The following is a 25,520-nucleotide window of genomic DNA, read 5'->3' as shown; positions in this document are numbered from 1 at the left end:
TTCTGGGGGAACAACGTGGGGACACGGGATTATGCGCGGATCTTCCGCCGTTCTTGGCTTCTGATCGCGCTGGTAACGGTGCTGGGCATCGTGAGCGGGTGGGCTTTGGCCGCCAGCACAACACCGACGTACTCGGCCACGAGCGCGGCCTTCGTGGCGAGCGAGACCGGCGGCTCGCTCAACGACCTGACGCAGGGCAACGCCTTCACCGAGCGCCGCGTCAACACCTACGCGAACCTGGTGACCGAGCCGATCGTCACGGAATCGGTCATCGAGGACTTCAACCTCGACATGAGCCCGAGCGCATTCGCGAGCAAGGTCTCGGTCTCGATTCCCGTCGACACGACGATGCTCGAGGTGACCGTGACAGACACGTCGCCGAGCGTCGCGTCGAGCATCGCGAACGCGCTCATCACCAGCCTCTCGACGGTCGTCGCGAATATCGAGACCACCGCCGTCACGGGGGCGCAGCTGGATGCGAACGGCAATCCGATCCTCGACGCCTCGGGAAACCCCGCCGCGGCAACGCCCCCGGTGAAGATCACCCAGGTGCGGTTCGCAGAGGTTCCGAGCTCGCCCATCAGCCCGAACCTGCCCCTCAACCTCGTCATCGGCCTCATCGCCGGTCTCGCTCTCGGCGTGCTCGCCGCGATCCTCCGCGACCTCATCGACACGCGGATCCGCTCGGTGGAGGATGTCGAGGCCGTCACGTCCGCGCCGATCGTGGGCGCGATTCCGCAGGCCACGAAGCGGGGCGGAGCCCTCATCGCAGAAGATGACCCGGGAAGCCCCGCCGCGGAATCATTCCGCATCCTGCGAACGAACCTGCAGTTCCTCGACATCGCCGGGCCGGCGACCTTCGTCATCACCTCGCCGGGCAGCGGCGAGGGCAAGTCGACGGTGGCCACAAACCTCGCGACGTCCATCGCCGCGAACGGCGTGCGCGTACTGATCGTCGAGGCCGATCTCCGACGGCCCGGGGTGCATCGTAACTTCGGTATCGAGGGCGGCGCCGGGCTCACCGACATCCTGATCGGTCGCGTCGAGCTGGCGGATGTGGTCCAGTCGGGCGGCTCCCCGAACCTCAGCATCCTGGCCGCCGGCCGCATCCCGCCCAACCCGAGCGAGCTGCTCGGGTCGCAGCAGATGCGCGAGCTCATGAAGCAGCTGGAGGAGCGCTACGACGTCGTCCTCTACGACACGCCGCCGGTGCTGCCGGTGCCGGACGCGGCGATCCTCTCGCGCAGTGTCGGGGGCGTGCTGCTGGTCGCCGCCAGCGACCGCACGCGTCGGGACGCGATCCGGGGCGCCGTGGCGTCGCTGCAGAAGGTGAACGCGCACATCTCGGGCATCATCGTCAATCGCCTGGTGGGCCGCGGTACGTCGGCCTACCTCGCGGAGGGATACCAGTCCCACAAGTCGCCGGCACACACGTCCGGCGATGACGACTTCCAGAACATGCTCCGGACGCCCGGGGGCGCGGCGGTCCAGGCTGACGATGAGCTGCCGGAGCGCAGCGTGCAGCGCACGCGCAAGAAAGACGGCGGTCCGCGCGGCGCTCGCGGGAGCGACATCCGGCCGTGAGAGGCCGCCTTCGGGCGAGACGGAAGCACTGGGGAACGGTCTGGGGAGGGGTCTGGGGAGATCATGGTCACCGAAACACTTGCGCACGTCGGGGTACGGCCCCGTGCGGCGCTCGACTGGTACGCGAGCTACCGCCGAGCGGTCTGGCTGTCTGACACGCTCATCGTCACCGGAGTCGTGTTCTTGACGCAGTACATCTGGTTCACGCTCACGGGTGAGCCGGTCTCGCGACCGGTCGACGACATCGGACCGGTCACCTATACCTGGCTTTCGGTTACCCTGATCGTCGCCTGGCTCGGGTCGCTGGCGATCTCGGGATCGCGCAGTTCGCGTTTCGTCGGGCTCGGCACCGGGGAGTATCGCAAGGTCATCGCCGCAGCGGTCTATCTCTTCGCCACACTGGCGATCGTCTCGTACCTGACGTCGACGCCGGTCTCGCGCGGATATCTGCTCGTGGCGTTCCCGCTGGGAACCGTGCTGCTCCTGATCAGCCGTGCTCTGTGGCGGCGTCGGTTGTGGGCCTCCCGGCGTTCGGGCGGGGCCATGGCACGGGTCCTCGTCATCGGCGACGACCAGGAGAGTGCGCGCATCATCGCCGAGCTGAGTCGCACCCCCGAGGCGGGCTACCGCGTCGTCGGGGTGAGCGGCCCCGGCACACGTTCCGATTTCACGGCGGCGGGCGTCAACGTCCCGTTCCTCGGACCCGTCGAAGACGTCGACAGGATGTTGGCGATGACCGGTGCGGACACCGTGATCGTCGCGAGCGATGCCGCGCTCAGCGTCGAGAAGGTGCGCGCGATCAGCTGGCAGCTCGAGGCAGGTCGGCAGCACCTCGTGATGGTGCCGAAGTTGACCGACATCGGCGGGCCGCGCATGCACATGCGTCCGGTGGCCGGGCTCCCCCTCGTACACGTCGAAACGCCCCGGTACACGGGCCGTCAGCGGTTCGTCAAACGCGCCTTCGACGTCGCGGGGTCGGGAGCGCTGCTCGTCGTCTTGGCCCCGGTCTTCCTCGTGCTCGCCCTCCTGGTCAAAGCCTCCAGCAGCGGTCCGGTGTTCTATCGCCAGGAACGGATCGGGCAAGAGGGCAGACCATTCGGAATGTTCAAGTTCCGCTCGATGATCCCCAATGCCGATGACATGTTGCAAAAGCTCCTCGACGAGCAGGGCGCCGGAGACAAGCCCCTCTTCAAGATCGAGAACGATCCGCGCATCACTCCCATCGGACGCATCCTGCGGAAGCACTCGCTCGACGAGTTCCCGCAGCTGATCAACGTCTTCAAGGGCGACATGAGCCTGGTCGGACCGCGCCCGCAGCGCAAGGAGGAGGTCGCGTTCTACGACTCCGCCGCCGAGCGCCGCCTGATCGTCAAACCGGGCATGAGCGGCCTCTGGCAGGTCAGCGGACGATCCGCCCTCAGCTGGGACGAGGCCCTGCGCCTCGACCTCTACTACGTCGAGAACTGGACGCTTCTCGGAGACGTGAGCATCCTTTTCCGCACCTTCAAGGCCGTGCTGGCACCGGGAGAGACAGCGCACTGAGCACGGCTGCCGTTCACAACTCAACATCTCCATACAAGGTCGTCGCCTGGGGGCTCCGACCACCTTCAGAGAGGAAATAAACGTCATGTCTGACGTCAACTCCGTCGTGCCCGACCGGGCCGACATCCCCGTGGTCATCCTGTGCGGGGGCATGGGTACACGGATCCGCGAGGCGAGCGAGAAGCTCCCGAAGCCGCTCATCGAGATCGGCGGCAAGCCGATCCTCTGGCACATCATGAAGATCTATGCCGCCAACGGCTTCCGTCGGTTCGTGCTGCCGCTCGGCTACAAGGGCGATCAGATCCGCGACTTCTTCCTCACCTACGGCGACCAGGGTCGCGACGTCACGGTGAATCTCGCCGGCGACCGCTCGCCCCAGTGGTACGGCGAACGCAAGACCGAGGACTGGGAGGTCACTCTGGTCGAGACGGGCATCGAGACCGGGACCGGCGCGCGCATCAAGCGCGTGGCGGATTACCTCGATCAGCCGTACTTCCTGCAGACGTACGGCGACGGCATCGGCACGGTCGACATCGGCGCCCTCTACGAGCAGCACGTCGCCAGCGGCCTGGTCTCCACGGTCACCGGGGTTCACCCGACGAGCCGCTTTGGCGAGATGCACGTCTCGGGCCAGCGCGTCAGCGAGTTCAACGAGAAGCCGACGATGGCCGACGGCTGGGTCTCGGGCGGGTTCTTCGCCCACAAGCGTGAGATGGTCGATCGCTACCTGGACGACGACCCCGACCTGCTGCTCGAGAAGAAGCCGATGCAGACGCTCGCCACCGACGGCGAGCTCGGCGTCTTCACACACGAGGGATTCTGGATGGGTATGGACACCTACCGCGACTGGGTGGAGCTCAACGGGCTCTGGGACAAGGGCGAAGCAGCCTGGAAGGTGTGGGCCTGAACATGAAGGTTCTCGTCACCGGAACCGAGGGATATCTCGGCTCCGTCCTCGCACCCGAGCTCATCCGCGACGGGCACGAGCTGCTCGCCGTCGACACGGGCTTCTACAAGGCAGGGTGGCTCTACAACGGGGTGGATGCCACCCCCCGAACGCTCGCGAAGGACATCCGCGATGTCCAGCCCGAGGATCTCGAGGGCATCGAGGCGGTCGTGCACATGGCCGAGCTGTCGAACGACCCCCTGGGGCAGTTCAATCCGGGTCTCACCCAGGCCATCAACCACACGGGGTCCGTGCGGCTCGCCACGCTGGCCAAGCAGGCCGGGGTCGAGCGGTTCATCTACATGTCCTCGTGCAGCGTCTACGGTGTCGCCGAGGGTGTCGTCGATGAGACGTCGCCCGTGGATCCGCAGACGGTGTACGCGGAGTGCAAGGCGATGGTCGAGCGCGACGTGCTTCCGATGGCCGACGCGGGATTCTCGCCGACGTTCCTGCGCAACGCGACGGCCTTCGGGGCGTCTCCGCGCATGAGGTTCGACATCGTGCTCAACAACCTCGCGGGCCTCGCGTGGACGACCAAGAAGATCGTGATGACGAGCGACGGCACGCCGTGGCGTCCTCTCGTTCACGCCCTCGACATCGCCAAGGCGATCCGTATGTCGCTGCTCTCGCCTCGCGAGGCCGTTCATGGCCAGATCTTCAACGTCGGGTCCGACGAGCAGAACTACCAGGTACGTGAGGTCGCCGAGGTCATCGGCGACGTCTTCCCCGGCTGCGAGGTGTCTTTCGGTCCCGCCGGCGGTGACAACCGCAGCTACAAGGTCAACTTCGACAAGATCCGCGAGGTGCTCCCCGGTTACGAGTGCGACTGGAATGCGCGGAAGGGAGCCGAGCAGCTGCTGTCCGTCTTCTCCTCCATCGACCTCGACGAGGAAGCCTTCACCGGGCGCGGCTTCACCCGTCTGAAGCAGCTGGAGTACCTGATCCGCACGGGACAGGTCGACGATGAACTCTTCTGGAGGAAGCCGTGATCTTTCGCACCACGCCCATCGACGGCGTCGCCATCATCGACCTCGAGGAGCGCGGCGACGATCGTGGATTCTTCGCACGGTCGTTCGATCGGGCGGAGTTCGAGGCCGCCGGTCTCAACCCGCACATCGAGCAGGCGAACGTGTCCTTCAACTACCGTGCCGGCACGCTGCGGGGCATGCACTTCCAGATCTCGCCGAGCCCCGAGACGAAGCTCATCCGCTGCACCCGCGGGGCGATCGTCGACACGATCGTCGACATGCGATGGGGGTCTCCGACTCGACTCCAGCACGTGTCGGTCGAGCTGAGCGCCGACAACCGTCGCGCTCTCTACGTGCCCGCCTATTTCGCGCACGGGTATCAGACTCTCGTCGACGACACCGAGGTGACGTACATGGTGAGCGGCAAGTATGCACCGGGTGAAGAGCGGGGCCTCCGTCACGACGATCCGGCCCTGGGCTTGTCGTGGCCGCTTCCGATCAGCGACATCTCCGCCAAGGACGCCTCCTGGCCCCTCGTCGCCGACTGGTCGGAACAGGACCTGGCTGCGGTTTCGGGGGCGATCGCGTGATCCTCATCGACAAGGCGCTCCAGGCACGCGAGGACGAAGCGCGGCCCATCGGCGTCGGGCTCATCGGCGCGGGATTCATGGGCCGCGGGCTGATCAACCAGATCGTGAACAGCGTCCCGGGCATGCGCATCACCGTGGTCGTCAATCGCACGCTCGAGAAGGCTGAGAAGGCGCTGCGTGAAGCCGGGATCACGGACATCCGCGTCGTCGACGACGCCGCGGGCGTGGACGCAGCCGCGGCCGCGGGAGCGGTCGCGATCACGACCGATCACCGCGCGGCGGCGGGTGCGTCAGCCGTCGACGCCCTCGTCGAGGCGACCGGCGCCGTCGAGTACGGCTGCCACGTCGTGGTCGAGGGCATCGCCCAGGGCAAGGACATCGTGCTGCTGAACGCCGAGGTCGACGGAACCGTCGGACCCATCCTCAGCAAGCGGGCGAAAGCCGCGGGAATCGTGCTCAGCGGCGCCGACGGCGACCAGCCGGGCGTCCAGATGAACCTCGTGCGCTTCGTGCGAGGACTGGGCCTCAAGCCCCTGGTGTGCGGCAACATCAAGGGTCTGCAGGACGAGTACCGCACGCCCACCACGCAGGCGGCGTTCGCCGCGAAGTGGGGCCAGGACACGTACATGGTCACGAGCTTCGCCGATGGCACGAAGGTGTCGTTCGAGCAGGCGATCGTGGCCAACGCGACGGGCATGACGGTCGAGAAGCGCGGAATGCGCGGCGCGGATCACGCCGGACACGTCGATGAGCTCACCACGGCGTTCGACGTCGAAGAGCTCGAGCGTGTCGGCGGTGTCGTCGACTACGTCGTCGGCGCGAAGCCCGGTCCGGGGGTCTACGTCCTCGCCACGCACGACGACCCGAAGCAGCGGCATTACCTCAACCTGTACAAGCTCGGCGAGGGACCCCTCTACAGCTTCTACACGCCGTACCACCTCTGCCACTTCGAGGTGCCGAACACGATCGCGCGCGCCGTCCTGTTCCGGGACGCGGCGCTCGAGCCGCTCGGCGCACCGACCGTGGAGGTCATCACGGTCGCGAAGACCGATCTGCCCGCGGGCACGGTCATCGACGGCCTCGGCGGCTATCACAGCTACGGCGTCGCCGAGCGGGCCGACGTGACGGCGAGCGAGCGTCTGCTGCCCATCGGCATCGCCGAGGGCTGCCGGACGCTGCGCGACATCGCGAAGGACGAGGTCCTGACCTACGGCGACGTCGAGCTTCCCGCGGGACGCCTGGTGGATCAGCTCCGCACGGAGCAGGCCGCCGAGCTTCCGGTGATGCAGCCCGCCTGAGCCGACCTCAGGGGTCGTACCGCCCGCCCTCGCTCGACGTGTTCCTCACGCCGACCGGGGGCGGGCGTGCGTCGACTCGAGGAGTCCCGTCACGGCCGAAGCCGAGACGCCGGTCGCGAAACGCGCCACGAAGACCTCGCGCATCGCCGCACCGAGGGCCACGGGGTCGGCGGCGCGGATGCTGTCGGCGACGGCATCCGCATCACTCCAGTCCGGGACGGGGATGTAGGCGCCCGCGCAGTACTCCTCGATCACGGGCGTCGGTGTCGCCACGAGCGCGACACCGAACGCCGCCGCCTCGATGATCTTCGACGGCAGCTGATTGCGCGCCGCACTCGAGTCCGGGTTCTGCGGCACGAGGGTGAAATCGATATCGGCGTAAACGTCGCGAAGAGTCGCCTCGGGCCCGATAGCGTGCCAGATGGCACCGCCTGTGGAGGGCCGGAACGAGCCGGAGAAGCTCGAGAACTCGATCTCCGGCATCGCGCGAACGAGATCGAGGATGCGGTCGGCACCCTTGTGAGGGCGGACGGTGCCGAGGTAACCGAGCCGCAGCGCCCCGGGCCGCCGCGAGGTGCGCGGCTCCGTGAGCCAGGACGAGGGGCGCGCATGCGCGACGATCGCAGAGGATCGCGCCGGAAGCCCGCGCGTGGCGTATGCGCCGCGCAGCGTATCGCTCGAGAACGTGTACGCGTCCGCCGCCTCGGCGGTGCGGCGCTGCGCTCGCGCCACCTGCACCGGCGACTTGCGGTGGAGCACGTTGAGGTGCACGGCCGTTTTCAACGAGTTGCGCACCTGCTCCTGCATCAGGCTCACGTCGTCGTCGTCGAAGTCGGCCAGCACCGTGACGCCGCCGACCTTCTTCATGGCGCGAGCGAGGCGGTCGAGCGGTGCGATGCCCTTCGATATCCAAACCAGCACGGGCTGGTCCTGGGCGGCGCGTCGGACGCGGTCGACGACCACGCCGAGATCGTTCGCCGGGAAGCGGTGGATGGGCAGGTCGAAGTGCCGTGCCCCCGTCCATGCGGGACCGTCGTCGACCGCCCAGAGCTCCACATCGCCGAACTCGGCGGCGACCAGGCTCAGGCTGATGGCGCGGCCGAGCGAGTTCGTCACCGCGGACTCGGCCAGCGTGATGGTCAGCATTCGGCTCCCCCAGAACCCCGGTGTCGATCCACAATAATCACCACGCGTGAACGTCGCGTGACGAGGCGCACGACGCGATCCCTCCCCGAGCGTCGGCCATGCGTACCGGCTTCGTCAGGATAGCGCCCCGGGGCGATCCGGTCCAGACGGACGGACACCGAGTGACGACTCGGGCCGCACACACGAGGCCCGCGCCCCGAAGGGGCACGGGCCTCGTGTGTGATCATATCTTTCGGGCTACTTCGCCTCGGCATCCTCGGCGGCTGCCTCAGCGGCGCCCTCGGGAGCCTCGGCGTCGATGTCCGACACCTCGACGTCGGCGTCTTCGACGGCGACCGGAGTCTCGTCGGCGACGGGCTCGTCAGCACCGGGCTCGTCGACCGGGGCAGGAGTTGCAGCGGGGGCCGCGGCATCCGACTTCTTCGACGACTTGACCTTCGGCGTGACCGGCTCGAGCACGAGCTCGATGACGGCCATGGGGGCGTTGTCGCCCTTGCGGTTGCCGATCTTGACGATGCGCGTGTAGCCACCCTCGCGCTCCGCAACCAGCGGGGCGATCTCGGTGAACAGCACGTGCACGACCTCGCGGTCGCCGATGATGCCCAGCACGCGACGACGCGCGTGCAGGTCACCGCGCTTGGCGAACGTGATCAGGCGCTCAGCGAGCGGACGCAGGCGCTTGGCCTTGGTCTCAGTCGTCTGAATCGACTTGTGCGTGAAGAGGGCCGCGGCGAGGTTCGCAAGCAGCAGGCGCTCGTGGGCGGGACCGCCGCCGAGGCGGGGACCCTTCGTGGGCTTAGGCATCAGTCTTTACTCCAGGATGAATCGGTTCGGGGGCCGCGGCTTAGACGGTCTCGTCGTCGTAGCCGCCGTAGAAGTGCGCGCCGTCAAAGCCGGGCACGGAATCCTTCAGCGACAGACCGAGCGAGATGAGCTTGTCGCGCACCTCGTCGACCGACTTCTGACCGAAGTTGCGAATGTTCATCAGCTGGGTCTCGGAGAGAGCAACGAGCTCGCTGACGGTGTTGATGCCCTCGCGCTTGAGGCAGTTGTACGAACGGACGGACAGATCGAGGTCTTCGATCGGCATCGACAGCTCGTTCGAGAGGACGGTCTCGACCGGCGCGGGGCCGATCTCGATACCCTCGGCCTCGACGTTCAGCTCGCGGGCGAGACCGAACAGCTCGGTCAGCGTGCGACCGGCCGAGGCGACCGCGTCACGCGGGGCGATCGAGGACTTGGTCTCGACGTCCAGCACGAGCTTGTCGAAGTCGGTGCGCTCACCGGCACGCGTCGCGTCGACGCGGTAGCTGACCTTGAGCACCGGCGAGTAGATCGAGTCGATCGGGACCTGACCGGCCTCGGCGTACTCGTTGCGGTTCTGCGTCGCCGAGACGTAGCCACGGCCACGCTCGATCGTCAGCTCGAGCTCGAACTTGGCGGTGTCGTTGAGCGTCGCGATGACGAGCTCGGGGTTGTGGATCTCGACGCCCGCGGGAGCGGAGATGTCGGCGGCCGTGACCTGACCGGCACCCGTCTTGCGCAGGTAAGCCGTGATCGGCTCATCGCGCTCGGACGAAACGACGAGCTGCTTGATGTTCAGGATGATCTCGGTGACATCTTCCTTGACACCGGGGATCGTGGTGAACTCGTGGAGGACACCATCGATGCGGATGCTCGTGACGGCTGCACCGGGGATCGACGAGAGCAGGCTGCGACGAAGCGCGTTACCGATCGTGTATCCGAATCCGGGCTCGAGCGGCTCGATGATGAAGCGGCTGCGGAACTCCGCGATCTTTTCCTCGGTCAGAGTGGGACGCTGTGCGATGAGCACTGTGTGTTCCTTTCGGCTAAGTGCCCGCTATATGACACTTGCATGGGTGAGGTTGTTGAGTTTTTCTCGGGCGGATGACGGGGCACCGCGCATGGCGCAGGTCCAGGCATCCGCGAAGTCAGTGAGACGGCGCGACGACCGATAGCCGGAGCGCACGAGGCGCCCCGGCTACGGGATCAGACGCGGCGGCGCTTGGGGGGACGGCAGCCGTTGTGTGCCTGCGGCGTGACGTCCTGGATCGAACCGACCTCGAGGCCGGCGGCCGTCAGCGAGCGGATCGCCGTCTCACGACCGGAACCCGGTCCCTTGACGAAGACGTCGACCTTCTTGACGCCGTGCTCCTGAGCCTGGCGAGCGGCCGACTCGGCGGCCATACCGGCCGCGTACGGAGTCGACTTGCGCGAGCCCTTGAAGCCCACGCCGCCCGACGAGGCCCAGCTGATGACAGCGCCCGAGGGGTCGGTGATCGAAACGATCGTGTTGTTGAACGTCGACTTGATGTGGGCGTGACCCAGCGCGATGTTCTTCTTCTCTTTGCGCCGCGGCTTGCGTACGGCGGTCTTGGCCTGTGCCATTGCGTTGTTCTCCTAAACCTGGGAGCCGGTGCCTGAGCCCGCGAGGACTACTTACGGCCCGCCTTCTTCTTGCCGGCGACGGTGCGCTTGGGGCCCTTGCGCGTACGGGCGTTGGTCTTGGTGCGCTGTCCGTGGACGGGCAGGCCACGACGGTGGCGGATCCCCTGGTAGGACCCGATCTCGACCTTGCGGCGGATGTCGGAGGCGACCTCGCGGCGAAGGTCACCCTCCACCTTGTACGTGGCCTCGATGTGGTCACGCAGCTGAACGAGCTGCTCGTCCGAGAGGTCCTTGACGCGGACGTCAGGGTCGATCTCGAGGGCGTTCAGGATCTCGACGGAACGGGTACGGCCGACGCCGTAGATGTAGGTCAGGGCGATGACCACGCGCTTATCGCGCGGGATGTCGACGCCAGCAAGACGTGCCATGCGGCTCTCCTAGGAGGTGTGTGGAGGTGTGGAGCAGAATCGGTGCCCGGGCCTCCGCCCGGGGTGTCCCCCCGCCCCGATTCCTCAGGGCGAGGTTCTGAAACTGCCGTATGTGTTCAGTTGTGTGCTGTGGTGCTGTTCGTGCAGAAAGAGCGGGAGCGTCTCAGCCCTGGCGCTGCTTGTGGCGCGGGTTGCTCTTGCAGATCACCATGACCACGCCGTGACGGCGGATGATCTTGCAGTGATCGCAGATGGGCTTGACGCTGGGATTGACCTTCATGATGTTTCCTGTTCGCTGTCTTCGTACCCGTGCATGCGAAACGCACGGGCCGTTACTTCTCGACCGGTCTAGCGGTAGCGGTAGACGATCCGACCGCGGGTGAGGTCGTAGGGGCTGAGCTCTACGACGACGCGGTCCTCCGGAATGATGCGGATGTAGTTCTGCCGCATCTTGCCCGAGATCGTGGCCAGGACCTTGTGTCCGTTGCTCAACTCAACGCGGAACATCGCGTTGGGAAGCGCCTCGGAGATCACGCCTTCGATCTCGATGACACCGTCTTTCTTGGCCATACACTCGCTAACGCTGGGCAGACCGGTCGGTCTGCGGTGGGTGGGATTTCGGTGCTTCGTCGTTGTCCCGGCGGAGTCGTGAGACACGCCGATAGACGGCGCAAAGCACCAAGGATCTATGGTATCCGACAGAGATGCCCGAGGCAAATGCTCGCGGCATCGATTTTGTACGCGTCAGCTCAGGCGATCGATGATGTCGACCTGCGGGTCACCCGTGAGGTCGATGCGCTCGCCGTTGAACGTGACCGTCGGCGTACCGCGCCCACCGTCCGCCGTCGTGGGCATCGCCTGCGTGCGCTCCCCCACGAAGCCGTCATAGGTGCGGTCCGTGATGCAGGATGCCGCGTCGGCAGCACCCGCGTCCGTCGCGATCGAGATGATCTCGTCGTCGCTCAGCCCGGGCGTTCCTTCGGACGGCTGGTTGGCGTACATCGCCGAGACGAACGGCGTGACGGCCTCGGGCGACGCGGTGGCGACGCAGTAGAGCGCGTTGGCCGCTCTGGTCGAGAACTGGGTCCCCTGCGACTGGTTGTCGAGAATCGCGACCGGGTGGTACTCGAGCGTGATCGAACCGTCCGCGACGAGTTCGTTCAGCGTCTCGGCGTAGATCTCCTCGAACTGGTTGCAGATGGGGCACATGAAGTCGATGTAGGTGGCCACGACATCCGGACCGTCCCCCACCGAGATCGCACCGGTCTCGGTGTTGACGATCGCAGCCTCGGGCGCCGGCCCGGGATCCGTCGCGGCATTGTTGATGATGACGACGACGACACCCGCGGCGACGACGACGGCGACCACCGCGACGCTCACCCAGATCGCGAACCAGTTCGTGCGCTTACCCGCTGCGGCCATCATTGCGTGCTCCTACGTCTGCCTCAGCCGATGGGCCGAGGTTCGATCCCGAACGCGGCCAGGCCCGCGGCCCCGCCGTCGGGTGCCGTGAGCACCCAGATTCCCCCATCATGCACGGCGACGCTATGTTCCCAATGTGAGCCGGCCGAGCCGTCCACCGTCGAGACGGTCCAGTCGTCGTCCTCGACGAGCGTCGCAGGGTCGCCGGCGACGACCATGGGCTCGATCGCGAGCACCAGACCCGGCCGCACCTCGGGTCCGGGGTCGGTCACCCGGTAGTTGAACACCGAGGGCGACTCGTGCATCTTGCGTCCGATGCCGTGTCCGACGTAGTCCGCCAGAATCCCGTACTCACCCTGCGCATCGACGTAGTCCTGGATCGCCGCGCCCACCTCGTTCAGATGCCGGGCCGACGCGAGCGCCGCGATCCCGGCCCAGAGCGATCCCTCGGTGACGCGCGAGAGCTCTTCGCGTGCGGCGACCACCTCGGGACGTGACGGATCCGGCAGCACGAGAGTGAAGGCGGAGTCGCCGTTCCATCCCTGGTACTCGGCACCCGCGTCGACCGAGAGGATGTCGCCCGCGGCGAGCACGCGCGCGCCCGGGATGCCGTGCACGACCTGCTCGTTGACCGACGTGCAGATCGTGTGCCGGTAGCCGCGCACCATCTGGAAGTTGGACTTCGCCCGCGCGGCCGTGATGACACGGGATGCCTCGGCATCCAACTCCAGCGTCGTCACGCCGGGTGCCACCAGCTCACGCACCGCCGCGAGGGCGCGCGCCGTGATCAGCCCGGGTTCGACCATCGCCCGCAACTGGGCGGGTGACTTGTAAATCGAGCGCCGCAAAGCCATGCGTGTCCTCACGGGGCGCGATCAGGCGCCGCGGCGGACGAGCCCGCGGGCCTCGAGCGCTGCGAAGATGCGGTCGGTGATCTCGTCGAGTGTCCCGACACCGTCGATCGCGTCGACGATGCCCCGCTCGCCGTAGACGTCGAGGATCGGGGCCGTCTCGTTCTCATAGATGTCGAGACGGTGGGCGATCACGTCGTCGGTGTCGTCCGAGCGACCCTCCTGCGCGGCACGGAGCCCGAGACGCGCGATGCTCTCGGCCCGGGGCACGCGCAGCTCGATCACGGCATCCAGGGACTCGTCACGGCTCGCGAGGAAGTCGTCGAGGTGCCCGACCTGGCCGAGATTGCGCGGGTAGCCATCGAGCAGGAATCCCGGCGCCGCATCCGGCTGCGCCAGACGATCGCGCACGATCTCGCTGGTCAGCTCGTCCGGCACGAGACGTCCCTGCTCGACGATCTGCTGCACGCGCTGGCCGAGCTCCGTGCCGTCCTTGATGTTCGCGCGGAAGACGTCGCCGGTCGAGACGACGGGGATGCCGTAGGCCTCCGCGATGCGGACGCCCTGCGTGCCCTTGCCGGAGCCCTGGGGTCCGACGATGAGCAGACGTGTTGCCGGCGGCTCGCCCTGAGCCTGTCGAAGGGTCATCGGAGCAGCCCTTCGTAGTGACGCTGCTGCAATTGCGCGTCGATCTGCTTCACCGTCTCGAGACCCACGCCGACGATGATCAGGATGGATGCTCCACCGAACGGGAAGTTCTGGTTCGCACCGACCGTTGCCAGCGCGATCAACGGGAGCAGGGCGATCAGACCGAGGTAGATCGAGCCCGGGAGCGTGATGCGCGTGAGCACGTAGTCGAGGTACTCGGCCGTCGGGCGACCGGCACGGATGCCGGGGATGAAGCCGCCGTAGCGCTTCATGTTGTCGGCAACCTCGACCGGGTTGAACGTGATGGCCACGTAGAAATACGTGAAGCCGATGATCAGGAAGAAGTACACCGCCATGTAGATCGGGCTATCGCCCGACGTGAGGTACTGCGAGATCCAGACGACCCACCCCGCCGGCTCCTCGCCCGCCGCGGGCTGGTTGAACTGGGCCAGCAGCGCCGGGATGTACAGCAGCGACGAGGCGAAGATGACGGGCACGACGCCGGCCATGTTGACCTTGATCGGGATGTACGTGTTGGTTCCGCCGTACGTCCGACGCCCGACCATCCGCTTCGCATACTGCACGGGGACGCGCCGCTGCGATTGTTCGACGAACACCACGAGCGCGACGACCACGATCCCGACGGCGAGGACGAGCAGGAAGGTCTCGAAGCCGCGGGCCTGCCAGATCGACCACATCGCGGAGGGGAACGTCGCGGCGATCGAGGTGAAGATCAGCAGCGACATGCCGTTGCCCACACCGCGTTCGGTGACGAGCTCGGCGAACCACATGATGAGGCCGGTACCGGCGGTCATCGTGATGATCATGAGCAGCTGGGCCCACCACGCGACGTTCGTCAGCAGGTTGTCACAGGCGGCGACACCCGTGTTGCCGAAGAGCTGCCCGCTGCGTGCGACCGTGACGAGCGTCGTCGACTGCAGGAGCGCCAGCGCGATGGTCAGGTAGCGCGTGTACTGCGTCAGACGCGCCTGACCCGCCTGACCCTCTTTGTAGAGGGTTTCGAAGTGCGGGATGACGACGCGCAGCAACTGCGTGATGATCGTCGCCGTGATGTACGGCATGACGCCCAGCGCGAAGATCGACAGCTGCAGCAGGGCACCGCCCGAGAACAGGTTGACGAGAGAGAGGAGTCCCTCCATGCCCTGGTTCTGCCCGATGCAGGACTGCACGTTCGCGAAGTCGACGAACGGCGTCGGCACGTGAGCACCGAGACGATAGAGCACGATGATGCCCAAGGTGAAGGCGATCTTCCGGCGCAGGTCGGGTGTCCGGAAGATGCGCGCAATAGCGCTGAACAAGAAGGATCCTCCTGAAGGGAAGGGAGATGCCCGCGGGCGGGCCAAACATTAGGTTAGCCCAGGCTGCCGCCGCGAGCGGCCCATGCCCGAGATCGGCGGCAACGGGTGAGATGTCCTCAGAACCGAAACAGGGGGCCGGAGGATGCCTCCGACCCCCTGTTTGGGAACAGTTCGTCCGTATTACTTGACGCTGCCGCCGGCGGCGACGATCTTCTGCTCGGCCGAGCCGGAGACCTTGTCGACGTGAACCTCGAGCTTCACTCCGATGTCGCCGTCGCCCAGGACCTTGACCTTCTCGTTCTTGCGAACGGCACCCTTGGCGACGAGGTCGGCGACGGTCACGTCGCCACCCGCCGGGTAGAGCTCCGCGAGCTTCTCGAGGTTGACGACCTGGTACTCGACGCGGAACGGGTTCTTGAACCCGCGCAGCTTCGGCGTGCGCATGTGCAGCGGCATCTGGCCACCCTCGAAGCCGACGCGCACGGTGTTGCGGGCCTTCGTGCCCTTCGTGCCACGACCGGCCGTCTTGCCCTTCGAGCCCTCACCGCGACCGACGCGGGTCTTGGCCTTGTTGGCACCGGGGACCGGACGCAGGTGGTGAACCTTCAGCACACCGGGGCGCGACGCCGGAGCGTCGTCCTTCGGGGCAGCCTTCTTGGCGGGAGCCTTGGTCGCCGCAGCCTTCGGGGCATCGGCGGAAGCCGAAGCCTTCGGAGCGGATGCCTTGGCCGCAGCCTTCTCGGCGGGCGCCTTCTTCGCGGCAGCAGCCTTGGGGGCCGCAGCCTTCTTGGGCGCTGCAGCCTTGGCTTCAGCGGCCTCGGCCGCGTTGTCCTTTTCAGCCATTAGTCGATCTCCTCAACCTTCACGAGGTGAGCAACCGTGTTGACATAACCACGGTTCTGGGCGTCATCCGGACGGACGACCGAGTCGCCGATCCGCTTGAGGCCGAGGCTACGCAGCGTGTCGCGCTGGTACTGCTTCTCACTCACCTTGGACTTGATCTGCGTGACCTTCAGTCGTGCAGCCATCATGCACCTGCCTTTGCTGCCGCAGCGGCGTCGGCCTCGGCACGAACCAGGCGCGCGGGGGCGACCTGGTCGAAGTCGAGACCACGACGTGCGGCGACGGCGCGGGGCTCCTCGAGCTGCTTCAGCGCGGCGACCGTCGCGTGCACGATGTTGATCGTGTTCGACGAGCCGAGCGACTTCGACAGGACATCGTGGATGCCGGCGCACTCGAGTACGGCGCGGACGGGACCGCCCGCGATAACACCGGTACCGGCGGCGGCGGGGCGGAGCAGGACGACGCCCGCTGCTGCCTCACCCTGCACGGGGTGCGGGATCGTCTTGTCGACGCGGGGCACACGGAAGAAGTTCCGCTTGGCCTCTTCGACACCCTTCGAGATGGCCAGGGGCACCTCGCGGGCCTTGCCGTAGCCGACACCGACGAGTCCGTTGCCGTCTCCGACGATCACGAGGGCGGTGAAGCTGAAGCGACGACCACCCTTCACGACCTTCGAGACACGGTTGATGGTGACGACGCGCTCCAGGAACTGGCTCTTGTCGGCATCCCGCGAACCCCGGTCACGCTGGTTGGCGTTGCGCTCACGACCACCGCGACGGGGCTCGCGCTCGCGCTCGGCGGGCGCCTCGGTTGCAGCAGCCGTTTCAGGTGCAGCCGTCGCCTCGGGCGCGGCCTGCTCGGCAGTGGCTGCCACTTCGGTCTCCTTGTTGTCACTCACAGGTTCAGTCCCCCTTCGCGGGCGCCGTCGGCGATCGCAGCGACGCGGCCGGCGTAGCGGTTACCGCCACGGTCGAACACGACGTCCTCGATGCCGGCGGCCTTCGCACGCTCGGCGACGAGTTCGCCGACCTTGCGCGCCTTGGCGGTCTTGTCACCGTCGAACGAACGCAGGTCCGCTTCGAGGGTGGATGCCGACGCGACGGTGTGGCCCTTGGCGTCATCGACGACCTGGACGAACACGTGGCGTGCGGAGCGGGTCACGACGAGACGCGGGCGCAGCTCGGTGCCCACGACCTTCTTACGAAGGCGGGCATGACGACGCGAACGAGCGTCTGACTTCGACTTAAGAGCCATGGTTACTTACCACTCTTTCCGGCCTTGCGACGCACGACCTCGCCGGCGTAGCGCACACCCTTGCCCTTGTAGGGCTCGGGCTTGCGAATCTTGCGGATGTTGGCCGCGGCTTCGCCGACGGCCTGCTTGTCGATGCCGCTCACGGTGACCTTGTTGTTGCCCTCGACCGTGAACGTGATGCCCGCGGGGGGCTCGACCAGGACGGGGTGCGAGAAGCCGAGCGCGAACTCGACCGAGCCGCCCTTCTGTGCGACGCGGTAACCCGTGCCGACGACCTCGAGGCCCTTGGTGTAACCCGTGGTGACGCCGACGATGTTGTTGGCGATGAGGGTGCGCGTGAGTCCGTGCAGCGAACGCGATTCGCGCTCGTCGTCCGGACGCGACACGACGACCTGGTTCTCTTCGACGATGACCTCGATCGGACGAGCGATCGTCAGGCCGAGCTCACCCTTGGGTCCCTTGACCGAAACGTCCCGACCCGTCACCGTGACGGTGACGTCCGAGGGGATGTCGATGGGCAGTCTTCCAATACGTGACATCGAGGATCACCACACGTAGGCGAGGACTTCCCCACCCACGCCCTTCTGCTCAGCCTGACGGTCCGTGAGAAGACCGGAGGAGGTGGACAGGATGGCAACACCGAGACCACCGAGAACGCGGGGGATCTCGCTGGACTTCGCGTAAACGCGCAGGCCGGGCTTCGAAACGCGCTTGATGCCCGCAATGGAGCGCTCGCGGTTCGGGCCGTACTTCAGCGTCATGGTGAGCGTCTGGCCCACGCGGGCGTCCTCGATCTCCCACTCGGCGATGTAACCCTCACGCTTGAGGATCTCGGCGATGTGCGACTTGAGCTTGGAGCTCGGCAGGCTCACGGAATCGTGGTGCGCCGAGTTCGCGTTGCGCAGCCGGGTCAGCATGTCTGCGACCGGGTCTGTCATTGTCATGTGTTTGTTTCCTTCGTTCACCAGGTTTCGGATGCCTGTGCAAGGCAGACGACCTGTGGTGGTGGTGTGGAGTCTTACGCCTCGGCGCGGAACGGGAAGCCGAGGTGGCGCAGAAGTGCACGACCCTCGTCATCCGTCTTGGCGGTGGTGACGACGGTGATGTCGAAACCACGGACGCGGTCGATCCGGTCCTGGTCGATCTCGTGGAACACGGACTGCTCCTGAAGACCGAAGGTGTAGTTGCCGTTGCCGTCGAACTGCTTCGGCGACAGGCCGCGGAAGTCGCGGATGCGGGGCAGGGCGAGCGTCACGAGACGGTCGACGAACTCCCACGCACGATCGCCACGCAGCGTGACGTGGGCGCCGATGGGCTGTCCCTCGCGCAGCTTGAACTGCGCGATCGACTTGCGGGCCTTCGTGACGAGCGGCTTCTGCCCGGTGATGCGGGTGAGGTCGTCGACCGCACCGTCCATCACCTTGCTGTCACGAGCGGCTTCGCCGACACCGGTGTTCACGACGACCTTGACCAGACCGGGGATCTGGTTGACGTTCGCGTACCCGAACTCTTCCTGCAGCTTCTGCTGGATTTCGGCGCGGTACTTCTGCTTCAGGCGGGGCTGGATCTTGCCAGCCTCCACGGCAGTGGGGGTGCTCATCAGAGGTCCTTACCTGACTTCTTCGCGTAGCGGACGCGCACAGTGCGCTTCACGCCATCCTTCGTCCGCTCCTCGACGCGGTGACCGACACGGGTCGGCTTCTTCGTCTCGGGGTCGACGAGGGCGACGTTGGAGATGTGGATGGGGGCTTCGAGGGTCTCGATGCCGCCGGTCTTGGTGCCGCGCTGGGTCTGGCCGACGCGCGAGTGCTTGGTGACGTAGTTCACGCCCTGCACGATCACCCGGTTGCGCTCGGTCAGGACCTCGAGGACCTTGCCCTGCTTGCCGCGATCCCCGCCCTTGTCCTGCTTCTTGCCTGTGATGACCTGTACGAGATCACCCTTTTTGATGTTGGCCATGATCAGATCACCTCCGGTGCGAGCGAGACGATCTTCATGAACTTGCGGTCACGAAGCTCGCGGCCGACCGGTCCGAAGATGCGGGTGCCGCGGGGCTCCCCGTCTGCCTTCAGGATGACAGCGGCGTTCTCGTCGAACTTGATGTAGGAGCCGTCGGGACGACGGGTCTCCTTGACGGTACGGACGATGACCGCCTTGACGACATCGCCCTTCTTGACGTTTCCGCCGGGGATGGCGTCCTTGACGGTCGCCACGATCGTGTCGCCGAGGCCCGCATAGCGGCGCTTCGAGCCACCGAGCACACGGATCGTGAGCAGCTCCTTGGCGCCGGTGTTGTCGGCGACCTTGACTCGGGATTCCTGCTGAATCACTTGGCCTTCTCCAGAATCTCCACCAGGCGCCAGCGCTTGGTGGCGCTCAGCGGACGGGTCTCATTGATGACGACCAGGTCGCCGATTCCGGCGGAGTTCGCCTCGTCGTGCACCTTGACCTTCGACGTGCGGCGGATGACCTTGCCGTAAAGCGGGTGCTTCACGCGGTCTTCGACCTCGACGACGATCGTCTTGTCCATGCGGTCGCTCGTGACGTAGCCACGACGCGACTTGCGGTAACCGCGGGCCGCGGCGTCGCGCACGTCGTGTGCGGACGACTCGTGTCCCGATGCCTGAACGGCAGCCTGGGGCTCCGCGACCTCGGCCTTGGCGGCCTTCGGTGCGGCGGCCTTGGCGGGCGCCTTCTTGGCGGCAGGCTTTGCAGCTGCCTTCGGTGCGGCGGCCTTCGTCTCCTTGGCCTCGGCGGCCTTGGTCTCAGTTGCCTTCTCGGTGGCCATTACTCAGCCTCTCCTTCGGCGGTGTCCGAGGCATCCTCGGTCTTCTTCGCCTTCGTCTTCTTGGCCTTCGTCGCGACCTCCGCGGGAGCGGGCGTGGCACGGATGCCGAGCTCGCGCTCACGGATCACGGTGTAGAGCCGCGCGATGTCGCGCTTGACGGCGCGGATGCGACCGTGGCTCTCGAGCTGGCCGGTGGCCGACTGGAAGCGCAGGTTGAACAGCTCTTCCTTGGCCTTGCGCAGCTCCTCGACGAGGCGGTGGTCTTCCATCGTGTCGAGCTCAGACGGGCTGAGCTCCTTGGTACCGATAACCATTACGCGTCGCCTTCCTCGCGCTTGATGATGCGTGCCTTCAGGGGCAGCTTGTGGATGGCACGGGTCAGTGCCTCGCGAGCGAGTTCTTCGCTGACGCCGGCGACCTCGAAGAGGACGCGACCCGGCTTGACGTTGGCAACCCACCACTCCGGCGAACCCTTACCGGAACCCATGCGGGTTTCGGCAGGCTTCTTCGTGAGCGGACGGTCGGGGTAGATGTTGATCCACACCTTTCCACCGCGCTTGATGTGACGGGTCATCGCGATACGAGCGGACTCGATCTGACGGTTCGTCACGTAAGCCGGCGTGAGGGCTTGGATACCGTACTCACCGAACGAAACCTCGGTGCCTCCGGTGGCCGCACCCGAACGACCGGGGTGGTGCTGCTTGCGGTACTTGACCTTGCGGGGAATAAGCATCAGGCAGACGCTCCTTCTGCGACGGGGGCGTCGTTGCGCGGACCACGGCGACGGTCGCCGCCACGGTCATCGCGGCCACGGGGCGCCTTGGGTGCGTTGGCCTGCTCGCGAGCGAGCTCCTTGTTGGTGAGGTCGCCCTTGTAGATCCAGACCTTGACACCGATGCGGCCGAACGTCGTCTTGGCCTCGTAGAAGCCGTAGTCGATGTTGGCACGGAGCGTGTGCAGGGGTACGCGACCCTCGCGGTAGAACTCCGAACGGCTCATCTCCGCGCCGCCGAGGCGACCGGAGACCTGGATGCGGACGCCCTTGGCTCCGGCGCGCTGCGCGCCCTGGAGGCCCTTGCGCATCGCGCGGCGGAATGCCACGCGACCCGTGAGCTGCTCGGCGATGCCCTGGGCGACCAGCTGAGCGTCGGCCTCGGGGTTCTTGACCTCGAGGATGTTCAGCTGGATCTGCTTGCCCGTGAGCTTCTCGAGATCGGTACGGATGCGCTCGGCCTCAGCCCCACGGCGACCGATCACGATGCCCGGGCGGGCGGTGTGAATGTCGACGCGGACGCGGTCGCGGGTGCGCTCGATCTCGATGCGGCTCACGCCGGCGCGGTCGAGCGAGACCTGCAGGAGCTTACGGATCCGGATGTCCTCGGCGACGTAGTCGGCGTAACGCTGGCCGACCTTGGTCGAGTCCGAGAACCAACGGGACACGTGGTCCGTGGTGATCCCGAGGCGGAAGCCGTACGGGTTGACTTTCTGTCCCATTACTTGCTCGCCTTCTTGGTCTGGGCGGACGCCGGGGCGTCAGCAGCGACGGGCGTCGCGAGCACGACCGTGATGTGGCTCGTGCGCTTCTTGATCTGGAACGCGCGGCCCTGTGCACGGGGGCGGAAACGCTTGAGCGTCGTGCCCTCGTCGACATAGACGTTTGCGACGAACAGATCGCGGTCGTCGAGGAACTCGCCGTCCTTGTCTGCCTTGACCCGCGCATTGGCCATCGCCGAGGCGACGAGCTTCGATACGGGCTCCGACGCCGACTGCGGCGCGAACTTCAGGATCGCGAGGGCCTCTTCGGCCTGCTTTCCCTTGATGAGTGCGATGACACGACGAGCCTTCTGAGGGGTCACGCGGATGTGTCGCACACGTGCGATGGACTCCACCATTTCTCTCTCCTCTGTCGCCGCCCTAGCGGCGACGGCCCTTCTTGTCGTCCTTCTCGTGGCCGCGGAAGGTGCGGGTCGGGGCGAATTCGCCCAACTTGTGGCCGACCATGGTCTCGGTCACGAACACGGGAATGTGCTTGCGACCGTCGTGGACGGCAATCGTGTGGCCGAGCATGGCCGGCACGATCATCGACCGGCGTGACCAGGTCTTGATGACGTTCTTGGAACCCGAATCGTTCTGGACGACAACCTTGCGAAGCAGGTGCTCGTCGACGAAGGGGCCCTTCTTAAGACTGCGTGGCATCTTCTGTTCCTACCTACTTGCGCTTCTTGCCGGCCGTGCGGCGGCGGACGATGAGCTTGTCGCTCTCCTTGTTGGCGTGCCGGGTGCGGCCTTCGGCCTGACCCCACGGCGAAACCGGGTGACGTCCACCGGACGTCTTACCCTCGCCACCACCGTGCGGGTGGTCGACCGGGTTCATGGCGACACCACGGACGGTCGGGCGGATGCCCTTCCAGCGGTTGCGACCGGCCTTGCCCCAGTTGATGTTCGACTGCTCGGCGTTGCCGACCTCGCCGATGGTCGCGCGGCAGCGCGCATCGACGTTGCGGATCTCACCCGAGGGCAGACGCAGCTGGGCGTACGGGCCATCCTTCGCGACCAGACGCACGGAGACGCCGGCCGAGCGGGCCATCTTCGCGCCGCCGCCGGGGCGGAGCTCGATGGCGTGGATGACCGTACCGGTCGGGATGTTGCGGAGCGGCAGGTTGTTGCCGGGCTTGATGTCGGCGCCGGAACCCGACTCGACGATGTCACCCTGCGACAGCTTGTTCGGCGCGATGATGTAGCGCTTCTCGCCGTCCGCGTAGTGCAGCAGCGCGATGCGTGCCGTGCGGTTGGGGTCGTACTCGATGTGAGCGACCTTCGCGTCGATGCCGTCCTTGTCATGACGACGGAAGTCGATGACGCGGTACTGACGCTTGTGTCCACCACCGATGTGGCGCGTGGTGATACGGCCCTGGTTGTTGCGGCCACCCGTCTTGGAGAGCGGGCGCAGCAGCGACTTCTCCGGCGTCGAGCGCGTGATCTCGGCGAAGTCGGAGACCGACGAGCCGCGGCGACCGGGGGTCGTGGGCTTGTACTTGCGAATTGCCATGGTGTCTCGTCCCTATCCCGACCGTCAGCCGACTGCCGTGAAGATGTCGATGGTGCCCGACTTCAGCGTGACGATGGCGCGCTTGGTGTCCTTGCGGCGGCCGGTGCCGAAGCGGGTGCGGCGGGCCTTGCCCACGCGGTTGATCGTGTTGACCGAAGCGACCTTCACGCCGAAGATCTTCTCGACGGCCAGCTTGATCTCGGTCTTGTCGGCGCGGGGGTCCACGAGGAACGTGTACTTACCCTCGTCGATGAGCCCGTAGCTCTTCTCCGAGACGACCGGCTTCAGGATGACGTCGCGCGGGTCCTTGTTCAGGGCGCTCATGCCGAGACCTCCGTGGTGGAGACCGTCTTGGATGCGACGAACGCATCGAAGGCGGCCTTGGTGAAGACGATGTCGTCCGAGACGAGCACGTCGTACGCGTTGAGCTGGTCGAACGTCAGCACGTGGACATACGCGAGGTTGCGGATGCTCTTGATGCTGATCTCGTCGTCACGCTCGATGACGACGAGGACGTTCTTGGTCGGCGCGACCGAGGCGAGGTACGTCGCCGCGGCCTTCGTCGACGGGGCACCGGCGACGCCGAGCGACTCGACGACGTGCAGGCGGTTGCCGCGAGCACGGTCGCTGAGCGCTCCGCGGAGCGCGGCGGCGATCATCTTCTTGGGCGTGCGCTGCGAGTAGTCGCGCGGCTTCGGCCCGTGGACGATGCCACCACCGGTCATGTGGGGAGCCCGGATCGAGCCCTGACGGGCGTTACCCGTGCCCTTCTGCTTGAAGGGCTTGCGGCCGGCACCCGAGACCTCGCCACGACGCTTGGTCGAGTGCGTGCCCTGGCGAGCCGCCGCGCGCTGCGCGACGACGACCTGGTGGATGAGAGGAATGTTCGTCTTGACGTCGAAGACCTCGGCGGGCAGGTTCACGGAACCGGCCTTGTTGCCGTCGGTACCCCGCACGTCGAGCGCGAGAGTCGAGTCAGTCATTTGGCTCATGCCCCCTTCACTGCGTTGCGGACGTAGACGATGCGGCCACGAGCACCGGGGACGGCGCCCTTGACGAGCAGCAGACCCTTCTCGGCGTCGACGGCGTGCACCGTGAGGTTCATGACGGTCACGCGCTCGCCACCCATACGGCCGGCCATGCGCATGCCCTTGAAGACGCGGCTCGGGGTCGACGATGCGCCGATCGAACCGGGCTTGCGGTGGTTACGGTGCGAACCGTGCGATGCCGAGACGCCCTTGAAGTTGTGACGCTTCATGACACCGGCGAAGCCCTTGCCCTTGCTCGTGCCGACGACGTCGACGAGCTGGCCGGCCTCGAACGTGCCCTCCGCGGTGAGCTCCTGACCGAGTGAGTAGTCAGAGGCATCCGCGGTCCGGATCTCCGTGAGGTGACGACGGGGCGTAACGCCCGCGGCCTCGAAGTGAGCCGTCTGGGGCTTGTTCACCTTGCGCGGGTCGATCTGCCCGTAGGCGATCTGGACGGCGTTGTAGCCGTCCTTCTCCGGCGTGCGGATCTGGGTGACGACGTTGGGCGCGAGCTCGATCACCGTGACGGGGATGAGCTTGCCCTGCTCGTTCCATACCTGGGTCATGCCGAGCTTGGTGCCCAGCAGGCCCTTCGAAATCTTGTTGTTGATATCAGCCATGTCGAACCTCAGAGCTTGATCTCGATGTTGACATCGGCCGGGAGGTCGAGACGCATCAGCGAGTCGACGGCCTTGGGCGTCGGGTCGATGATGTCGATCAGACGCTTGTGGGTGCGCATCTCGAAGTGCTCGCGGCTGTCCTTGTACTTGTGGGGGGAACGGATCACGGGGATCACGTTCTTCTCCGTCGGAAGGGGCACGGGGCCCACGACGGTTGCGCCCGCACGGGTCACGGTGTCGACGATCTTCCGCGCCGACGTGTCGATGACCTCGTGGTCATACGACTTCAGGCGAATGCGGATCTTTTGTCCCGCCATTGTCTGCTCACTCTCTATATCGCGTCGTACGGTTCCCAGATTTCTCTGGGCGCATTGGACGCATGTGACGCTTTCGCGCCTCTGGCACTTTCTGCTGCACCGCTGTTCTGATGTCACACCGAATGCCTGGGCATCCGGATCACCGCCCCGCACGCACGCGTGCGAATCCCGCTTTCGCGGTCTGGGCTGTGGAGGTGTTCTGCTGCCCGCGGCCTAGTCCTGCGCTTCGCGCGGTCTATGCACTGCCTGGCAGTGATCCTGCGCGCGCCGTACGGCACGCCGGAATGTGGAACTGGACTAGTCTACGTGTCGCCCGGGCGTGTCGCAAACTCGGGCGTGTCGCCTACGGCGTGTCGCGCGGAGATGGCGGACCGATCGCACGACCATCAAGCCGTCCTCCGCGGGCCATGTCCCACTTTGTCGGGACACCCAGAGGGCTGAGCCGCCCTACTGGTTGCCGATGCATCTTC

37 protein-coding genes are annotated in these 25,520 nt (G+C 66.4%); 6 read left to right on the top strand and 31 right to left on the bottom strand.

From position 1 onward, the window contains the following. Positions 1–15 precede the first annotated feature (15 nt). From ACIQ0W_RS13480 to ACIQ0W_RS13455, 6 genes are all read left to right on the top strand, one after another. The gene (locus tag ACIQ0W_RS13480; RefSeq protein WP_396643224.1) at positions 16–1,584 is read left to right on the top strand and encodes a polysaccharide biosynthesis tyrosine autokinase; all 1,569 of its coding nucleotides are present in this window, start codon (positions 16–18) and stop codon (positions 1,582–1,584) included. Between the two features lie 63 nt (positions 1,585–1,647). After that, positions 1,648–3,126 carry a sugar transferase gene (locus ACIQ0W_RS13475; protein WP_396643222.1) on the top strand — a complete coding sequence of 493 codons (1,479 nt, stop codon included), beginning with the start codon at positions 1,648–1,650 and terminating at the stop codon, positions 3,124–3,126. 85 nt (positions 3,127–3,211) lie between these two features. After that, the gene (locus ACIQ0W_RS13470; protein WP_396643221.1) at positions 3,212–4,033 is read left to right on the top strand and encodes a sugar phosphate nucleotidyltransferase; all 822 of its coding nucleotides are present in this window, start codon (positions 3,212–3,214) and stop codon (positions 4,031–4,033) included. Beyond that, positions 4,024–5,061 (top strand): NAD-dependent epimerase/dehydratase family protein, encoded by a 1,038-nt coding sequence (locus ACIQ0W_RS13465; protein WP_396643220.1) that lies wholly within the window; start codon positions 4,024–4,026, stop codon positions 5,059–5,061. The genes ACIQ0W_RS13470 and ACIQ0W_RS13465 overlap by 10 nt, the downstream gene beginning before the upstream one ends. Next, entirely contained in the window at positions 5,058–5,630 is a 573-nt protein-coding gene (locus ACIQ0W_RS13460) for a dTDP-4-dehydrorhamnose 3,5-epimerase family protein (RefSeq protein WP_396643219.1), read from the top strand. Before ACIQ0W_RS13465 ends, ACIQ0W_RS13460 begins: the two co-directional genes overlap by 4 nt. Beyond that, positions 5,627–6,928, top strand: coding sequence for an NAD(P)H-dependent oxidoreductase (locus tag ACIQ0W_RS13455; RefSeq protein ID WP_396643218.1), 1,302 nt, complete (start codon positions 5,627–5,629; stop codon positions 6,926–6,928). Before ACIQ0W_RS13460 ends, ACIQ0W_RS13455 begins: the two co-directional genes overlap by 4 nt. Before the next feature lie 45 nt (positions 6,929–6,973). On the opposite strand, the gene ACIQ0W_RS13450 is transcribed toward ACIQ0W_RS13455, so the two are convergent. The 31 genes from ACIQ0W_RS13450 to rpsJ form a co-directional block, all read right to left on the bottom strand. Next, positions 6,974–8,074 carry a hypothetical protein gene (locus ACIQ0W_RS13450; protein ID WP_396643217.1) on the bottom strand — a complete coding sequence of 367 codons (1,101 nt, stop codon included), beginning with the start codon at positions 8,072–8,074 and terminating at the stop codon, positions 6,974–6,976. A 237-nt stretch (positions 8,075–8,311) separates the two neighbouring features. Then, the gene (rplQ, locus tag ACIQ0W_RS13445) at positions 8,312–8,878 is read right to left on the bottom strand and encodes a 50S ribosomal protein L17 (protein ID WP_396643216.1); all 567 of its coding nucleotides are present in this window, start codon (positions 8,876–8,878) and stop codon (positions 8,312–8,314) included. Between the two features lie 40 nt (positions 8,879–8,918). Continuing rightward, complete coding sequence (locus tag ACIQ0W_RS13440) at positions 8,919–9,908, bottom strand: DNA-directed RNA polymerase subunit alpha (protein WP_100809913.1); 990 nt, start codon at positions 9,906–9,908, stop codon at positions 8,919–8,921. A 176-nt stretch (positions 9,909–10,084) separates the two neighbouring features. Then, positions 10,085–10,483, bottom strand: a complete 399-nt coding sequence (rpsK, locus tag ACIQ0W_RS13435) for a 30S ribosomal protein S11 (RefSeq protein WP_036299990.1) — start codon at positions 10,481–10,483, stop codon at positions 10,085–10,087. A 47-nt stretch (positions 10,484–10,530) separates the two neighbouring features. Continuing rightward, a complete protein-coding gene (gene rpsM, locus ACIQ0W_RS13430) occupies positions 10,531–10,911 on the bottom strand; it encodes a 30S ribosomal protein S13 (protein ID WP_396643215.1) in 381 nt (126 codons plus the stop codon). A gap of 163 nt (positions 10,912–11,074) precedes the next feature. Beyond that, a complete protein-coding gene (gene rpmJ / locus ACIQ0W_RS13425) occupies positions 11,075–11,191 on the bottom strand; it encodes a 50S ribosomal protein L36 (RefSeq protein ID WP_036299987.1) in 117 nt (38 codons plus the stop codon). Positions 11,192–11,259: 68 nt separating this feature from the next. After that, positions 11,260–11,481 (bottom strand): translation initiation factor IF-1, encoded by a 222-nt coding sequence (infA, locus tag ACIQ0W_RS13420; RefSeq protein WP_017201569.1) that lies wholly within the window; start codon positions 11,479–11,481, stop codon positions 11,260–11,262. Between the two features lie 174 nt (positions 11,482–11,655). Continuing rightward, entirely contained in the window at positions 11,656–12,336 is a 681-nt protein-coding gene (locus ACIQ0W_RS13415) for a DsbA family protein (RefSeq protein ID WP_396643214.1), read from the bottom strand. A gap of 20 nt (positions 12,337–12,356) precedes the next feature. After that, entirely contained in the window at positions 12,357–13,187 is an 831-nt protein-coding gene (gene map / locus ACIQ0W_RS13410; protein WP_396643213.1) for a type I methionyl aminopeptidase, read from the bottom strand. A gap of 21 nt (positions 13,188–13,208) precedes the next feature. Continuing rightward, positions 13,209–13,832: an adenylate kinase gene (locus ACIQ0W_RS13405; protein ID WP_396643212.1), complete on the bottom strand. Its 624-nt coding sequence runs from the start codon at positions 13,830–13,832 to the stop codon at positions 13,209–13,211. Further along, positions 13,829–15,151 carry a preprotein translocase subunit SecY gene (gene secY, locus ACIQ0W_RS13400; protein ID WP_396643211.1) on the bottom strand — a complete coding sequence of 441 codons (1,323 nt, stop codon included), beginning with the start codon at positions 15,149–15,151 and terminating at the stop codon, positions 13,829–13,831. The genes ACIQ0W_RS13405 and secY overlap by 4 nt, the downstream gene beginning before the upstream one ends. 180 nt (positions 15,152–15,331) lie before the next feature. Beyond that, on the bottom strand, positions 15,332–15,994 hold the full coding sequence (gene rplO, locus ACIQ0W_RS13395) for a 50S ribosomal protein L15 (RefSeq protein WP_396643210.1): 663 nt from the start codon (positions 15,992–15,994) through the stop codon (positions 15,332–15,334). Next, the gene (gene rpmD / locus ACIQ0W_RS13390; protein ID WP_036299980.1) at positions 15,994–16,179 is read right to left on the bottom strand and encodes a 50S ribosomal protein L30; all 186 of its coding nucleotides are present in this window, start codon (positions 16,177–16,179) and stop codon (positions 15,994–15,996) included. The genes rplO and rpmD overlap by 1 nt, the downstream gene beginning before the upstream one ends. Next, positions 16,179–16,892, bottom strand: a complete 714-nt coding sequence (gene rpsE, locus ACIQ0W_RS13385; protein ID WP_396643209.1) for a 30S ribosomal protein S5 — start codon at positions 16,890–16,892, stop codon at positions 16,179–16,181. The genes rpmD and rpsE overlap by 1 nt, the downstream gene beginning before the upstream one ends. Beyond that, the gene (rplR, locus tag ACIQ0W_RS13380; RefSeq protein ID WP_036299976.1) at positions 16,889–17,248 is read right to left on the bottom strand and encodes a 50S ribosomal protein L18; all 360 of its coding nucleotides are present in this window, start codon (positions 17,246–17,248) and stop codon (positions 16,889–16,891) included. The genes rpsE and rplR overlap by 4 nt, the downstream gene beginning before the upstream one ends. Before the next feature lie 2 nt (positions 17,249–17,250). After that, positions 17,251–17,787, bottom strand: coding sequence for a 50S ribosomal protein L6 (rplF, locus tag ACIQ0W_RS13375; RefSeq protein WP_396643208.1), 537 nt, complete (start codon positions 17,785–17,787; stop codon positions 17,251–17,253). A 6-nt stretch (positions 17,788–17,793) separates the two neighbouring features. Further along, entirely contained in the window at positions 17,794–18,192 is a 399-nt protein-coding gene (gene rpsH / locus ACIQ0W_RS13370; protein ID WP_036299974.1) for a 30S ribosomal protein S8, read from the bottom strand. A 74-nt stretch (positions 18,193–18,266) separates the two neighbouring features. Continuing rightward, positions 18,267–18,848 carry a 50S ribosomal protein L5 gene (gene rplE / locus ACIQ0W_RS13365; protein WP_396643207.1) on the bottom strand — a complete coding sequence of 194 codons (582 nt, stop codon included), beginning with the start codon at positions 18,846–18,848 and terminating at the stop codon, positions 18,267–18,269. Beyond that, a complete protein-coding gene (gene rplX / locus ACIQ0W_RS13360; RefSeq protein ID WP_396643206.1) occupies positions 18,848–19,207 on the bottom strand; it encodes a 50S ribosomal protein L24 in 360 nt (119 codons plus the stop codon). Before rplX ends, rplE begins: the two co-directional genes overlap by 1 nt. Before the next feature lie 2 nt (positions 19,208–19,209). After that, the gene (rplN, locus tag ACIQ0W_RS13355; RefSeq protein ID WP_036299968.1) at positions 19,210–19,578 is read right to left on the bottom strand and encodes a 50S ribosomal protein L14; all 369 of its coding nucleotides are present in this window, start codon (positions 19,576–19,578) and stop codon (positions 19,210–19,212) included. Then, complete coding sequence (gene rpsQ, locus ACIQ0W_RS13350) at positions 19,575–19,841, bottom strand: 30S ribosomal protein S17 (RefSeq protein ID WP_036300008.1); 267 nt, start codon at positions 19,839–19,841, stop codon at positions 19,575–19,577. Before rpsQ ends, rplN begins: the two co-directional genes overlap by 4 nt. Before the next feature lie 194 nt (positions 19,842–20,035). Next, the gene (gene rpmC / locus ACIQ0W_RS13345; protein WP_396643205.1) at positions 20,036–20,350 is read right to left on the bottom strand and encodes a 50S ribosomal protein L29; all 315 of its coding nucleotides are present in this window, start codon (positions 20,348–20,350) and stop codon (positions 20,036–20,038) included. Continuing rightward, a complete protein-coding gene (rplP, locus tag ACIQ0W_RS13340) occupies positions 20,350–20,769 on the bottom strand; it encodes a 50S ribosomal protein L16 (protein ID WP_036299964.1) in 420 nt (139 codons plus the stop codon). The genes rpmC and rplP overlap by 1 nt, the downstream gene beginning before the upstream one ends. Next, on the bottom strand, positions 20,769–21,530 hold the full coding sequence (rpsC, locus tag ACIQ0W_RS13335) for a 30S ribosomal protein S3 (protein ID WP_036299961.1): 762 nt from the start codon (positions 21,528–21,530) through the stop codon (positions 20,769–20,771). Before rpsC ends, rplP begins: the two co-directional genes overlap by 1 nt. Beyond that, positions 21,530–21,928, bottom strand: a complete 399-nt coding sequence (rplV, locus tag ACIQ0W_RS13330) for a 50S ribosomal protein L22 (RefSeq protein ID WP_396643204.1) — start codon at positions 21,926–21,928, stop codon at positions 21,530–21,532. Before rplV ends, rpsC begins: the two co-directional genes overlap by 1 nt. Before the next feature lie 22 nt (positions 21,929–21,950). Then, positions 21,951–22,232 carry a 30S ribosomal protein S19 gene (rpsS, locus tag ACIQ0W_RS13325; protein ID WP_100809903.1) on the bottom strand — a complete coding sequence of 94 codons (282 nt, stop codon included), beginning with the start codon at positions 22,230–22,232 and terminating at the stop codon, positions 21,951–21,953. Between the two features lie 13 nt (positions 22,233–22,245). After that, entirely contained in the window at positions 22,246–23,085 is an 840-nt protein-coding gene (gene rplB / locus ACIQ0W_RS13320; RefSeq protein WP_036299955.1) for a 50S ribosomal protein L2, read from the bottom strand. Positions 23,086–23,109: 24 nt separating this feature from the next. Next, a complete protein-coding gene (rplW, locus tag ACIQ0W_RS13315; protein ID WP_396643203.1) occupies positions 23,110–23,409 on the bottom strand; it encodes a 50S ribosomal protein L23 in 300 nt (99 codons plus the stop codon). Further along, on the bottom strand, positions 23,406–24,068 hold the full coding sequence (rplD, locus tag ACIQ0W_RS13310; protein ID WP_396643202.1) for a 50S ribosomal protein L4: 663 nt from the start codon (positions 24,066–24,068) through the stop codon (positions 23,406–23,408). Before rplD ends, rplW begins: the two co-directional genes overlap by 4 nt. Positions 24,069–24,073: 5 nt before the next feature. Then, positions 24,074–24,733, bottom strand: coding sequence for a 50S ribosomal protein L3 (rplC, locus tag ACIQ0W_RS13305; RefSeq protein ID WP_100809900.1), 660 nt, complete (start codon positions 24,731–24,733; stop codon positions 24,074–24,076). A gap of 8 nt (positions 24,734–24,741) precedes the next feature. Then, the gene (gene rpsJ / locus ACIQ0W_RS13300; RefSeq protein WP_036299948.1) at positions 24,742–25,050 is read right to left on the bottom strand and encodes a 30S ribosomal protein S10; all 309 of its coding nucleotides are present in this window, start codon (positions 25,048–25,050) and stop codon (positions 24,742–24,744) included. Positions 25,051–25,520 lie beyond the last annotated feature (470 nt).

Source organism: Microbacterium sp. (assembly GCF_044340635.1).
Taxonomy (GTDB): domain Bacteria; phylum Actinomycetota; class Actinomycetes; order Actinomycetales; family Microbacteriaceae; genus Microbacterium.
The sequence above is the reverse complement of the archived record's forward strand: the minus strand, read 5'-3'. Positions and strand labels throughout refer to the sequence as shown.